The following is an 11,978-nucleotide window of genomic DNA, read 5'->3' as shown; positions in this document are numbered from 1 at the left end:
ACGCCATCGCTGGCAAGCCAGCTCCCACAGGGATTTCGGGATTATGTACTTTCGCGGATTTTCAATTCGAAGCCCATGTCCTCGACCGGCCGCGCCACGCTGTTGCCAGCCATCAGCGTCAGCATCTGCTCCGCCGCACGCTTGCCGATCGCTTCGCGGGGCGTATTGATGCTGCTCAGGCGCGGCACCATGTGCTCCGACATCGGCAGGTCGTTGAAGCCGAGGATCGCCACTTGCTCGGGGATTCTGATCCCGTTGCGAAGCGCTTCCAGGAGAGCGCCCTGAGCAAGGTCATCGTTGCCGAAGAAGATCGCATCGACGTCCGGATGCGCCGCCAGCAATTGCAGGAACAACTCGCCGCCCAGGCCCACGGACGATGAGCGCGGGGTCAGCACTTCCAGATCCGGGTCGTAACGGCCGGCCTTCTGTAGCGCTTTGCGAAAGCCTTCACCGCGCAGCAGGGTGCGCTGATCGAGCTGCGCGCCGATGTACGCCAGACGCTTGCGGCCACGGGACAGCAAATGTTCGGCAGCCGTTTCCCCGGCGCTGAGCTGGGAGAAACCGACGCAGTTCACCCCGGCGGCGCTGTCCAGTTCCATCATGTACACGCAGGGAATATTGCTGGCCTCGATCATCCGTCGCGAGCTTTCGGTGCGGTCGAAGCCGGTCAGCAGCAAACCGCGTGGCTGATAGGCCATGTAGTTGCGCAGCAGGTTTTCTTCTTCATCGCGGGAATAGTGGAAGTTGCCGATCAGCACTTCGAAGCCTTTGGGCGTCAGTACCCGATGAATGGCTTCCAGGGTGTCGATGAACAAAAGGTTGGACAGCGAAGGCACCAGAACCACCACCGAATGGCTCTGGGCCGAGGCCAGGGCGCGGGCGGCGGGGTTGACCACATAGTTGAGTTCCAGCGCGGCTTTCTGCACTTTTCCCACAAGCTCGGTGGCGACCGTGCTGACCCCACGCAGAGCGCGGGAGGCGGTAATCGGGCTGACGCCGGCCAGACGGGCGACTTCATTGAGGGTGGGACGGCCGGTGGTGCGGGTGTTTTTATCGTTTTTAGGGGTGGTCATCGGGCGGCTTGCCAAACAAAAATCAAGGCACTAAGGTAGCGCTGTCCTTATGCAGCTGCAAATGCGTAAGCGAGGTCCTGCCTGATCCTCGCTTCTTGGCGTACGGACAAAACCTGCTGCAACCCAAAAAAACGACAAGAAGGCGTCGGCAACTTCTGCCTGTGCACTAGAGTCATAGCTAGCAAAGGTAGCGCTGTCTGCGCGCTGAGGTGTTACATGAATCATCCCATCACCGCCCTGGTCATCATGGGCGTTGCCGGTTGCGGCAAGACGTGCGTCAGCGAGGCCCTGTGCCAATTGAGCGGCGCCACTGCCATTGAAGGCGATACTTTCCATCCGGCCGCGAACATCGAAAAGATGAGCGCGGGGATCCCCCTGAACGACGAAGACCGTGCCGGCTGGCTCGACAGCCTGTGCGATGAACTGCGTCGCGTCGATGCCCTGGGCGAACGCCCGGTGCTGACCTGCTCGGCCCTCAAACACAGTTATCGCGAAGTGCTGCGCAGCGCCTTGCCGGGCCTGGGCTTCGTGTTCCTCGAATTGACGCCGGAAGTGGCCGCCGAACGTGTGTCCCACCGTCCGGGCCACTTCATGCCGGCCACCCTGATCGAAAGCCAGTTCGCCACCCTTGAGTCGCCCAAGGGCGAGCCGTTGACCCTGGCCCTGAATGCTTCGATCCACAGCGTTGAAGAACTGGCGGCGCAAGCCCACGTCTGGTGGCAGGCCCATGGCCTGAAACAGGCGGTATGAGTGTGATTGTGAAGACAGCGCTGTCCTTTCGACTTCTGATTAACCCGCTTTAATAACAACAACAAACCAGGAGACACCCCCTCATGTTTGGCATGTCCCATGACGCCTACCTGCTGCTCGATGCAGTGGTTACGGTGATCGGACTCATCGTCCTGATCACCAAGTTCAAGATTCACCCCTTCATTGCCCTGACCATCGCCGCCGCGTTCCTCGGCCTGACGTCCGGCATGCCGATCGGCACCATCATCAAGGCGTTCCAGGACGGCTTCGGTGGCGTGCTCGGTTTCGTCGGCATCATCCTCGCCCTGGGCACGATGCTCGGCAAGATGATGGCCGAATCCGGCGGTGCCGATCAGATCGCCCAGACCCTGATCCGCGCGTTCGGCAAGGACAAGGTCCAGTGGGCGATGATGTTCGCCGCGTTTCTGGTGGGCATTCCGCTGTTCTTCGAAATCGGCTTCGTGCTGCTGATTCCGCTGGTGTTCATCGTCGCTCGCCGCACCGGTGTGTCGATCATCAAGATCGGTATCCCGCTGCTCGCCGGCCTGTCCGCCGTGCACGGCCTGGTGCCGCCGCACCCGGGTCCGCTGCTGGCCATCGGCGTGTTCGGTGCCGATATCGGCAAGACCATTCTGTACGGTCTGATCGTCGCGCTGCCGACCGCCATCATCGCCGGCCCGATCTTCGGTACGTTCATCGCCAAGCACATTCCCGGCACGCCGAACCAGGAACTGGTCGATCAACTGGCCCGTGAAAACGATTCGGCCAACCTGCCGAGCTTCAGCATCACCCTGGTCACCGTGCTGCTGCCGGTGTTCCTGATGCTGCTGAAAACCTTCGCTGACGTGGCCCTGCCGGACGGTCATTTCTTCCGCACCTGGATGGACATGATCGGTCACCCGATCTCGGCACTGCTGCTGGCATTGCTGCTGTCGCTGTACACCTTCGGTCACAAGCAGGGCATCGGTTCTCAGCAGATGCTCAAATGGCTGGACGCGAGCCTGGCGCCGACCGCGGCAATCATTCTGATCATCGGCGCCGGCGGTGGCTTCAAGCAGATGCTGGTGACCAGCGGCGTGGGCGACGTGATCGGCCACATGGCGGTCAGCGCGCAGATCTCGCCGATCCTGCTGGCGTGGCTGGTGGCGGCGGTGATCCGCATCGCGACCGGTTCGGCCACCGTGGCCACCATCACTGGCGCGGGCATCGTGGTGCCGGTGGTGGGGATGATCCCGGGTGTGAACCGTGAGCTGCTGGTGCTGGCCACCGGTGCCGGTTCGCTGATCCTGTCCCACGTCAACGACGCCGGTTTCTGGCTGGTGAAGCAGTACTTCAACATGACCGTGGCCGAGACCTTCAAGACCTGGACAGCGATGGAAACCATCCTGTCGGTGGTGGGGCTGGGCTTTATTCTGTTGTTGTCGCTGTTCGTTTAACGTCGAACGCAAGACACAAAAAAACCGCAGCGATGCGGTTTTTTTGTGGGTGATGACTTTTCACGGAATCCACAAAACGTTGTGGGAGCGAGCTTGCTCGCGATAGCGGTGGTCCAGTCGACATCTTTGTTGCAGTGACGGCCTCATCGCGAGCAAGCTCGCTCCCACAGGTTTTGCGTCAACCGCTTGTTTTCGGTGCCAAGCCATCCGCCCGGAACATCCCGCGAATCCCGCGTACTGCCTGACGAATCCGGTCCTGGTTTTCGATCAGCGCAAAGCGCACGTGATCGTCGCCGTACTCACCAAAGCCGACACCCGGCGAGACGCAGACCTTGGCCTCGGCCAACAGCTTCTTGGCGAACTCCAGCGAACCGAGGTGCGCGTAGGCTTCGGGAATCTTTGCCCAGACGTACATCGAAGCTTTCGGGTTCTCGACCATCCAGCCCAGTTCATGCAGGCCTTTGACCAGCACGTTGCGGCGCTGGCGATATTGCTCGGCGATGTCGCGCACGCATTGCTGATCGCCTTCCAGCGCAGCAATCGCGGCCACCTGCAGCGGGGTAAAGGTGCCGTAGTCGTGGTAGCTCTTGATCCGCGCCAGGGCGCTGACCAGTTCCGGGTTGCCGACCATGAAGCCGATGCGCCAGCCCGCCATGTTGTAGCTCTTGGACAGGGTGAAAAACTCCACCGCGATGTCCTTGGCGCCCGGCACTTGCATGATCGACGGGGCTTTCCAGCCGTCGTAGACGATGTCGGCGTAGGCCAGGTCGTGCACCACCAGCACGTCGTACTGTTTGGCGAGGGCAATCACCCGTTCGAAGAAGTCCAGCTCCACGCACTGCGCGGTCGGGTTCGACGGGAAACCGAGGATCATCATCTTCGGTTTCGGGATCGAGCCGCGAATCGCCCGCTCCAGCTCGGCGAAGAAATCCACGCCCGGCACCAGTGGCACCGACCGCACCTGGGCGCCGGCAATCACGGCACCGTAGATGTGAATCGGGTAGCTCGGGTTCGGCACCAGCACGGTGTCGCCCTGATCCAGGGTCGCCAGCATCAGGTGCGCCAGGCCTTCCTTGGAACCAATGGTGACGATGGCTTCGCTTTCCGGGTCGATCTCGACCTCGTAGCGCTCCTTGTACCAGTTGGAAATCGCCCGGCGCAGGCGCGGAATGCCCTTGGACGTGGAGTAACCGTGGGTGTCTTCGCGTTGTGCAACCTGCACCAGTTTTTCAACGATGTGCGGCGGCGTGGCGCCGTCGGGGTTGCCCATGCTCAAGTCGATGATGTCTTCGCCGCGACGTCGGGCGGCCATCTTCAGCTCGGCGGTGATGTTGAAAACGTAAGGGGGGAGTCGATCTATGCGCGCAAAGCGGCGCGGCGAACCTTGTTCAGCCATTGTTGCCTCGGATAACGTAAGCGCCCGGAACCGTCCGAGCGACGCTGGTCACTGCGGTGACCTGTGGCGGACGATAAGGGCAGCGATGGCAGACTGTCCAGCGCCTTCGTAAACAAATTTTTCCCAAGGAAATCGGTTAATGGAATTCACCAGCGGCTTCTTGCTGAGCCTTTCGCTGTGCCTGGACATCGGCGTGGCCAACATCGCGATGATCACCCTGGCGATGCAGCGCGGCTATTTTCAGGGCTTCGCACTGGGTCTCGGCACCTGCGTCGGCGACCTGATCTACGCGGTGCTGGCGCTGGCCGGAATGACCGTTCTGCTGCAGTACGAAACCGTGCGCTGGGTGTTGTGGATCGGCGGTTCGGTGCTGTTGATCTACTTCGCGGCGAAGATGATTTATTCGGCGATCCACCACGAAGCGCAATTGGCGGCGACCGCCGAGGTCTGCCAGAACTCCCATCGCAAGGAATTCTTCCGTGGGATTTTTCTGGCCATGTCGTCGCCGAGCGCCATTCTCTGGTTCGCGGCGGTGGGCGGTACGTTGATCGCCCGTTCCGGTGGCGGCGGTCCTTTGAGCTCGGCGCTGTTCCTCGGCGGCTTCCTGTGCGCGGGTCTGCTGTGGTCGGCTGGCCTGTGCTTCGCCGCGAGCCATGGCGGCAAGTTGCTGGGCGACAAACTGCTGCGCTATTCCTACATGGCATCTGCAGCGATCTTCTGCTATTTCGCGGTCTACGTGATCGTATCCGGTTATAGCGAGTTCGTCGGTTCGGGCGCCGCCGAGGCCCTGCATACACTGTAAATGTGCGAATCGGGTTTGGCTTCTATACTCCCAGCCGAACCCACTTTTTTCGTTCAAGGAGTCGAGTCATGGATGAGCAAAAACGCGTCGAAGTGGCTGAACCTCGCTTCGAACATGGACACTTCCTGCTGATTGCAGGATTTCGCGATCGCTTCACCAAAGAGACCGTTCAGGACATCTCTGCACTGTGGGAAAAACTCATCCCGCACATCGGGCATATTCCGGGGCAAAAGAGTGAAGTGACTTACGGTGTCTGCAGCAATTTCGACGGTAACGGCGGTTTTGACTACATGGCCGGGGTCGAGATCAGCAAGCTCGATGAGTTTCCACAGGAAAAGTATCCGTGGATCGAAATTCTCCCGCGCCAGTACGCGGTGTTCGAACACAAGGGTTCGCTGGATCAGTTGCCGCAGACCATTGAGTACATCTACAAAACCTGGCTGCCAGCCTCCGAATACAAGGGCCTAAACGCCCCGGAGCTGGAACGCTACAGCGCCGATTTCAACCCGAAACTCAATACCGGCAAGCTGGAAATTTGCGTCCCGGTTGAAAAGAAAACCTGATTGCTGACCGGCAGCGCGAACCCGCTTCGCGCTGCCGATCAGGCTTTATTTGCCCTTGATCCGTCGTGCCCGCAACAGGTCGATGCCCAGAGTAATAAAGCCGAAGAAGCTGATGCCCAACACCATCAACAAACCGATTTCCACGCTGCTCATAAACGGTTCCCTCCTCGGGTGATCAGAGTCAGGTCTCAGAAATAGTCCGTCCCGAATCCGAAGAAAAGCGCTTATACGCAGGCTTTACGCTGCCCGTGCGGATCGATATGAACACCTTATTCCTTTATCCTTGGCCGCCTTGTTTCCTCTGATTTCGAGCCGCCATGATCACCCTCATCCGCCACGTCACCGCCGCCGACCTGGATCGCTGCTACGCCATCGAAACCCTCGCCTATGAGGGCGACGAAGCCGCGACCCGCGAAAAGATCGCCACGCGCATCGCCACCTGGCCAGACGGTTTCATCGTCGCCGAGGTGGACGGGCAGGTGGCCGGCTTTATCAACTCCGGCGCAGCGTTTGACGTGCAGATGTCCGACGAGGCGTTCAAGGAACTGATCGGCCACGACCCGGCCGGGCCGAACGTGGTGATCATGTCGGTGGTGGTGCACCCGGACTATCAAGGCCAGGGTCTGGCCAAGCGCCTGCTGGGTGAATTCATCGAACGCATGCGCGAGCAGGGCAAAGCGACGATTCACCTGATGTGCAAAGAGCGGCACATCCCGTTGTACGCCGGATTCGGTTTTGCCTACATCAAACCGTCCGAGTCCGACCACGGCGGGATGGCGTGGCACGAGATGCTTCTCACTCTGTGAGCCAACACTAAACCCCTATTGGAGATTGGTTACTCATTTGTACGTGTCATGCCACTCACCCTGGCAGGCGGGTTTCTAGTTTTTAATAAGGATTTTTTGTACCGCGCCTACCGCTCTATCAAGTACTGCCTCTTCACTTAAATCGGTGGTGTCAATCGCCACCCAATTTGCCAAACCACAGCGCTCATAACTGGATCGGACTCGGTTTTGATATGCAATGAAACTTTTAAGACGATCCTCATTGCCACCGTCATAAGCTCCGCTCTCGCTAAGACGGAACGATCCCTTTCTTTGTGCCGCGAGAGCCGGATCAACATCGAGAAAAATCACGAAGTCTGGCTTTCTAATTGTTGAAAATACTGCTAAGGCTTCTTCTGCTAAATCTGTACTTTTAAGCAAGAAGCGCGCTAGGTATTTGTGGTACCAGCCATCTGCGATGCAACTTTTTCCAGAGCTAACTATCGGAGTTATAGCTGCATGGTCTGTCGCTTGAAACCATGCAGTTATCAGGCTCATCCAGTGTTTGTCGCCTAATTGCTCAAGAGGGGCATCGTCCGGATAATCCCAAAGGATCTCCCGGAGTCGTGACATGTGGAATTCGGTATATCCTGAAGAAACGGGTGGGCGGTTTTTGTCGACGTAGTGCAAATCCATATTAGATTGGGAGAGGATTTCGTATGTTGCTCTTGCGATAGTAGACTTTCCTGCACCATCCGTTCCTTCAAATGCGATAAATATTCCTTGCTCAGATGTGTAGTTCATGCGAACGCTCCTAGGTAGGCCTCAGTATCTAGAGAGTTTCTACCGCTACCCTCTATCAATGGTCGAAATCCTTCTCTTTGATAAATTTCTGACATCTTTTTACCAATTGCACTAAGAAACTCTACGGAAGGTCGTTCTCTCGCACTGTATTGCGAGCCAGCGTCTGGGTGAAACGCTGCCACTGCTGGAACTACGCCCATCTGACCAAAGTATTCGATACCTTCTATGATTGACTCTAGTGGCTCCATTCCGGCAACGAATCCGGCATATACGTTGCCGCGTCCGAGAATTTCTACAGCGGCTTCAAAAGCTTCGAGGAAACGATCTCGAGTGTAGTCACGAGATTTGCCTGGGCATACTTCTGAAAAAAGGCCAGGGTTGAATACTTCAAGGCTCATTGACATATTATTGCCGACAGCCTTGAATTTTTCGAAAAGGCGGAAATCTTTGGGTGGCATAAAAATCAAGTGGTAGTCCAAGTGGTTATGTGCATTCTTTTCTTTTACTTTATTCAGCAAATCGATATGCATCTCATACCCTTTGTCGTAGTTAGGGATTGTACCTCCGTTCAATAATACCCTACGGTATCGGCTGCTCTCATCTTTGACAGCCATCGCTACTGCTTCTCCAGCAATGTCGCCTTTAATTCGCATTCTATGATCTGACAGACTTTCTCGAGCTGAACCCAGAGAGCAAAATTTACACTCATGACCGTCATTGAAGTAATAGCAATGGCCGGGGGAGAAGATTCCAAGCGTAGAGTTTCCGTATATCGTCAGATGTTTTTCAAAGAACTCGCCATTGCTTAAAATTTTTCCGTAAGATTTAGGCCTGGCTGGAAACGTAATGTTAATGGTGTTTTTGTTGTAGCTTAATGCGGGAGTATTTTGTTCTAAGATGATTTTGTATTCTGAGTGTGGGTTGTAGTTGACGGCAGTAATGATATCTCCATCAAGAATAATTTCTTGTGGGGTTCGGATCGTTGGGTCGATTATGACGCTGTCGCCTGTTCCGTATGCACGTCTTTTTTCAATATGATTCACCTCTGTTTGAAAATTCTCTAAGAAATCCCGGCTGAAATTAACGCCATTGGCCAGTATGGATAGTTTCAATTTTACTGTATCGAATAGCATGATTTGGCTTCCAGTTAATTGCGCTACAAGAATATTGTTATTAGACTTTCTGAAGATAGTGCAATCAATGTTCCATTATCCTTGAGAGCTTCTGCGGATGGCGGTAAGCAATGTCTTAAGTGACCTTTGTCATCGAATAATGCTCCGCCTGACTCTGTCAAAATAATTTTTGCCGCCGCAATATCACAGCTTCTCTCATGTCCAGGTGAACCGATATCAATAAACGCATCAAGAACCCCAGCAGCAATCAGGCAGATTTCCAACGAAGAGCAAGAGTAAATACGCACTTTGTCCGCTGACCATAAAAGCCGTTCTATTTTATGTCTTTCTTTACTGCCACGAGGACGGTGAAATGAAAGTCGCATTTGTTCTAATGATTCGGTTTTTCGTGTGTTTAACCGTTTTACAATTATTGCGGACTGAAGATACGCTCCTTCACCAAGTGAAGCGGTATAGACTAAATCTCTAGAGATGTCGTAAATCCATCCAAATACGTACTCATTACCATGATAGATGGCAACACTAGATGTGTAGTTCGGGAAACCCATAAGCGCATTGTGTGTGCCATCTAGGGGGTCAATAAGAGCGTAAAGGTCACCTTGGTCTCCAAGTTTTATTGGTGAAGTGCTTTCTTCTGAGTAAATTGTCATTTTGATACGAGATTTTGACAGGCAACTAAAGAGTATGTTCTGGCAATCTAGGTCGTATTGTGTTTGGTTGAAATGCTGGTCTGCATTGGTTTTGTTAAAATCTGGAAGACTGGACAATGTGCCGGCCCAATAGCACCGTAACTGCTTTCTGGCTTCATAAAGACTTACTTCCAGTTCTGGAATGTATTCGCGTTTGAATAGTGCTCTCATAGCGATTTCTCAGATATTAATTGCGTGTGCCAGTTTTCCCGATTGAGTTTAGAAGCGTAGACTTTTACGTCGAATAGTTTTCCTGCGTATACGGCATAGTCTGCACTCATAAAGGCGCTGAAGGTTTTGGGGAAAAGTGCTAGTGTTTTAACTTCGAAGTTATAACCGAGTTTCTTTCTGATCATATTCGCCGCTTGTCTGAGGCTTCCGCCGGTATAGGCCTTGTCTATAACCAGCCATGAATCATTCGACGAAGTTATATGAGGGAATATGTCTAAAAAATTTTCATCTCTAGCTAGAAGGCTCGGGTCATTTTGGCGATGGATTTCAGAGAAAAATATATCTGTATCATTGGTAGCTGCCAGATATCCAAGTGCAAGTGGTAGACCGGCTGATAATAAAAAAAGCTTGTTTTTTGATATGTTTTTGATTTTTAGCCAGATGGAGTGGTCGTCATAGATGTATCTGGTATTGAGAGCAAGACTGCTATCCCAGTGTTCATGAGAGATGTATTTGCTGTAGAAAGCGCAGAATTTATTGTGGAAATCCAAGGTTTCATTATCAGTATCTATTAGCAGTCTGGTTTTTGTAAGGCCTCTATTCTTTGGCTTTACGCAGGGGAAAGGCTGATGGGATGTCGCGAGTGCTTCTTTAATCAGAGCGCTCTTGAAATCCAATAATTTGGCCTTGGAAGGTCCTGACACGGCTAGTTCTGGTGAGAGACCATCTCCCTTTATCTTGCAAATGTCAGATGATTGTAATTGGGTTGTCCTAGAGTTTAAGTACTCCCATATTCGTATTATCTCTTCGTCTGACATACCATCATAAATTGGGTCGAGGTTACTCAAGTCGCAAACCATGACTTCCGGGTGGCGGAGTTCAAAGGAAGCTCTCTGGAGATGGCACCCGCTCATTAGCGCTTTGCGGTAAGCGTAATAATCACTGGTCTGTAAACCGGTCAAAGTTCTCCATGCGTGATGCTCGCTAATAATGGTTGTGGAATTTAAGTGCGAGTTGTAGAGCAAAGGTAACGCGCTGGCATGATTCATGTTTGGAGTCTCACGAAAATGCAATCGGTTAGGTGTTTTAACTTGCGTTGTCAATTGGTAAGGGCGTGATCAAGTATCTAAGGTTTACCTATTGGTTGGCTGCTATGTGTTTTCAATAAAAATATCAATCGCCAACACATTGTCAGCATCAGAATGAATGAGCAGATTATTAAGGTTATAAATATAGAATGTATGTTGCGGTAAAGGTTTAGAAGAATCGCGCAAAGGGTAATGCCAAAAATGTTCAACGTCAGAATGGTTAGAAGTGTGGGAGCCCAGAAATCGTCCATGCTCCTCAAAATCGTCCTGGTTAAAACATAGACGAACTCAAAAGCTAAAAACGGAATCGAGTAAAGAGTATTGGTTTCAATTAGTTTTCTGATCGTTGAATCTGATGTATAGGTCATTGAAATGTTTTCTTTCCAAAGGGCACTGGCTAGCAAAAAGGGCGTTAGTGCTAATAGGCCTGCTCTTAGGCCTTGGATATACGTTTTTTTTAGTGATCCTAAATCCCTCTTGGTAAAGTGACGGGCGGCGATAAGCCCCGTCGCATTTCCTATTCCAATTGATACCATATATATGATGCTTATAAAGTGTAGTGAGGCTTGGTAGGCGGATAAATTGTTTTCACCTAAGTTTTTCGAAATGAATGATAAGATGAAAAATAGAAAGCTTTCACCTCCAAAGCATAAGGCCATTGGCAAGCCTCGAGCTATATACTTGAGATACTGTTCTTTCGGTATTTGTATGGCTTTTTGAAAGTTGTTGATGTACAGGTGGATTTTAGAGTTTAAGTAGAAGAGTGCGAGAGTAGCGAAAGCACATCGTAAGCAAGAATATATGAGTATGAAGTCAGGTAGCGTGATTGCCGAGTTCGTGTTAATCAAGATTATGCAGGCGGAACTGAGGCAAATGTTAAATGTCCACGTATAGATTACTTCATAGTGTGTTTTTTGAACTCCGTTAAAAAAATTGAATATTGTAACCTGTAGATATATGGCTGGAATTGATAGGGATATTAACAGCAGTGCTCGGATGTCTTCCGTGTTGGTTAGGTTTGTCATTCGCGTAAGCGCGATTGTGTGCGCAAAAGAAATCATAATTATTAGCAGGACTCCAAATAAAATCGAAAGCCTGAGTGATATTGTTATTTCGGATTTTATGTTGTTGGTATTTAGGTTGTTTGATCCTGCTATCTTAATTAGTGTTGGGGAAAAAAATCCGATACCGATGACAGTAATAAACGATATTGATGCCAAGGCGAATGAAGCGGAATCAAGTGAGTCAACAATAAAGTGGCCAGCGAAGGAAAAGTAGATCAGTGAAGCTGCCATGTCGCCCAATCTAG

13 protein-coding genes are annotated in these 11,978 nt (G+C 52.5%); 6 read left to right on the top strand and 7 right to left on the bottom strand.

Going from position 1 to position 11,978, the window contains the following annotated elements; genetic code table 11:
• Positions 1 to 41: 41 nt before the first annotated feature.
• The gene (locus QLG12_RS00570; RefSeq protein ID WP_282473708.1) at positions 42 to 1,073 is read right to left on the bottom strand and encodes a LacI family DNA-binding transcriptional regulator; all 1,032 of its coding nucleotides are present in this window, start codon (positions 1,071 to 1,073) and stop codon (positions 42 to 44) included.
• Positions 1,074 to 1,289: 216 nt separating this feature from the next.
• Between QLG12_RS00570 and QLG12_RS00565 the strand changes: the two genes are divergently transcribed.
• Together QLG12_RS00565 and QLG12_RS00560 are read left to right on the top strand one after the other, a co-directional pair.
• Positions 1,290 to 1,823: a gluconokinase gene (locus QLG12_RS00565; RefSeq protein ID WP_011335582.1), complete on the top strand. Its 534-nt coding sequence runs from the start codon at positions 1,290 to 1,292 to the stop codon at positions 1,821 to 1,823.
• A gap of 83 nt (positions 1,824 to 1,906) precedes the next feature.
• Positions 1,907 to 3,259: a GntP family permease gene (locus QLG12_RS00560; protein WP_011335581.1), complete on the top strand. Its 1,353-nt coding sequence runs from the start codon at positions 1,907 to 1,909 to the stop codon at positions 3,257 to 3,259.
• Positions 3,260 to 3,437: 178 nt separating this feature from the next.
• On the opposite strand, the gene alaC is transcribed toward QLG12_RS00560, so the two are convergent.
• Positions 3,438 to 4,655, bottom strand: a complete 1,218-nt coding sequence (alaC, locus tag QLG12_RS00555) for an alanine transaminase (RefSeq protein ID WP_085683645.1) — start codon at positions 4,653 to 4,655, stop codon at positions 3,438 to 3,440.
• A 139-nt stretch (positions 4,656 to 4,794) separates the two neighbouring features.
• Here alaC and QLG12_RS00550 point away from each other — a divergent pair, with 139 nt between their 5' ends.
• The 3 genes from QLG12_RS00550 to QLG12_RS00540 all read left to right on the top strand — a co-directional run bounded on the left by QLG12_RS00550 (position 4,795) and on the right by QLG12_RS00540 (position 6,826).
• On the top strand, positions 4,795 to 5,457 hold the full coding sequence (locus QLG12_RS00550; RefSeq protein ID WP_282473707.1) for a LysE family transporter: 663 nt from the start codon (positions 4,795 to 4,797) through the stop codon (positions 5,455 to 5,457).
• Between the two features lie 68 nt (positions 5,458 to 5,525).
• A complete protein-coding gene (locus tag QLG12_RS00545) occupies positions 5,526 to 6,020 on the top strand; it encodes a GyrI-like domain-containing protein (RefSeq protein WP_282473706.1) in 495 nt (164 codons plus the stop codon).
• 317 nt (positions 6,021 to 6,337) lie between these two features.
• Entirely contained in the window at positions 6,338 to 6,826 is a 489-nt protein-coding gene (locus QLG12_RS00540) for a GNAT family N-acetyltransferase (protein WP_197870468.1), read from the top strand.
• Positions 6,827 to 6,901: 75 nt separating this feature from the next.
• On the opposite strand, the gene QLG12_RS00535 is transcribed toward QLG12_RS00540, so the two are convergent.
• The 5 genes from QLG12_RS00535 to QLG12_RS00515 all read right to left on the bottom strand — a co-directional run bounded on the left by QLG12_RS00535 (position 6,902) and on the right by QLG12_RS00515 (position 11,328).
• The gene (locus QLG12_RS00535; RefSeq protein ID WP_197870470.1) at positions 6,902 to 7,588 is read right to left on the bottom strand and encodes a thymidylate kinase; all 687 of its coding nucleotides are present in this window, start codon (positions 7,586 to 7,588) and stop codon (positions 6,902 to 6,904) included.
• Positions 7,585 to 8,721: a radical SAM protein gene (locus tag QLG12_RS00530; RefSeq protein ID WP_282473705.1), complete on the bottom strand. Its 1,137-nt coding sequence runs from the start codon at positions 8,719 to 8,721 to the stop codon at positions 7,585 to 7,587. Before QLG12_RS00530 ends, QLG12_RS00535 begins: the two co-directional genes overlap by 4 nt.
• 23 nt (positions 8,722 to 8,744) lie before the next feature.
• Entirely contained in the window at positions 8,745 to 9,581 is an 837-nt protein-coding gene (locus QLG12_RS00525; protein ID WP_282473704.1) for an inositol monophosphatase family protein, read from the bottom strand.
• Positions 9,578 to 10,630: a hypothetical protein gene (locus QLG12_RS00520; RefSeq protein ID WP_282473703.1), complete on the bottom strand. Its 1,053-nt coding sequence runs from the start codon at positions 10,628 to 10,630 to the stop codon at positions 9,578 to 9,580. The genes QLG12_RS00525 and QLG12_RS00520 overlap by 4 nt, the downstream gene beginning before the upstream one ends.
• Positions 10,631 to 10,707: 77 nt before the next feature.
• On the bottom strand, positions 10,708 to 11,328 hold the full coding sequence (locus QLG12_RS00515; protein ID WP_232253898.1) for an MATE family efflux transporter: 621 nt from the start codon (positions 11,326 to 11,328) through the stop codon (positions 10,708 to 10,710).
• Positions 11,329 to 11,665: 337 nt separating this feature from the next.
• On the opposite strand from QLG12_RS00515, the gene QLG12_RS00510 reads away from it, so the two are divergent.
• Positions 11,666 to 11,947: a hypothetical protein gene (locus tag QLG12_RS00510; RefSeq protein ID WP_232253899.1), complete on the top strand. Its 282-nt coding sequence runs from the start codon at positions 11,666 to 11,668 to the stop codon at positions 11,945 to 11,947.
• The last annotated feature ends 31 nt before the right edge of the window (positions 11,948 to 11,978 follow it).

The sequence above is a fragment of the Pseudomonas sp. V88_4 genome (genome assembly GCF_029967985.1).
Taxonomy (GTDB): domain Bacteria; phylum Pseudomonadota; class Gammaproteobacteria; order Pseudomonadales; family Pseudomonadaceae; genus Aquipseudomonas; species Aquipseudomonas glycinae.
The sequence above is the reverse complement of the archived record's forward strand: the minus strand, read 5'-3'. Positions and strand labels throughout refer to the sequence as shown.

Bases quoted from the DNA above. Each gene is read 5' to 3' on its own strand.
- QLG12_RS00515 (WP_232253898.1), bottom strand. From the start codon at position 11,328: ATGGCCTTATGCTTTGGAGGTGAAAGCTTTCTATTTTTCATCTTATCA.
- QLG12_RS00565 (WP_011335582.1), top strand. From the start codon at position 1,290: ATGAATCATCCCATCACCGCCCTGGTCATCATGGGCGTTGCCGGTTGC.
- QLG12_RS00510 (WP_232253899.1), top strand. From the start codon at position 11,666: ATGTCTTCCGTGTTGGTTAGGTTTGTCATTCGCGTAAGCGCGATTGTG.
- QLG12_RS00545 (WP_282473706.1), top strand. From the start codon at position 5,526: ATGGATGAGCAAAAACGCGTCGAAGTGGCTGAACCTCGCTTCGAACAT.
- QLG12_RS00570 (WP_282473708.1), bottom strand. From the start codon at position 1,073: ATGACCACCCCTAAAAACGATAAAAACACCCGCACCACCGGCCGTCCC.
- QLG12_RS00520 (WP_282473703.1), bottom strand. From the start codon at position 10,630: ATGAATCATGCCAGCGCGTTACCTTTGCTCTACAACTCGCACTTAAAT.
- QLG12_RS00535 (WP_197870470.1), bottom strand. From the start codon at position 7,588: ATGAACTACACATCTGAGCAAGGAATATTTATCGCATTTGAAGGAACG.
- QLG12_RS00550 (WP_282473707.1), top strand. From the start codon at position 4,795: ATGGAATTCACCAGCGGCTTCTTGCTGAGCCTTTCGCTGTGCCTGGAC.
- QLG12_RS00540 (WP_197870468.1), top strand. From the start codon at position 6,338: ATGATCACCCTCATCCGCCACGTCACCGCCGCCGACCTGGATCGCTGC.
- alaC (WP_085683645.1), bottom strand. From the start codon at position 4,655: ATGGCTGAACAAGGTTCGCCGCGCCGCTTTGCGCGCATAGATCGACTC.
- QLG12_RS00560 (WP_011335581.1), top strand. From the start codon at position 1,907: ATGTTTGGCATGTCCCATGACGCCTACCTGCTGCTCGATGCAGTGGTT.
- QLG12_RS00525 (WP_282473704.1), bottom strand. From the start codon at position 9,581: ATGAGAGCACTATTCAAACGCGAATACATTCCAGAACTGGAAGTAAGT.
- QLG12_RS00530 (WP_282473705.1), bottom strand. From the start codon at position 8,721: ATGCTATTCGATACAGTAAAATTGAAACTATCCATACTGGCCAATGGC.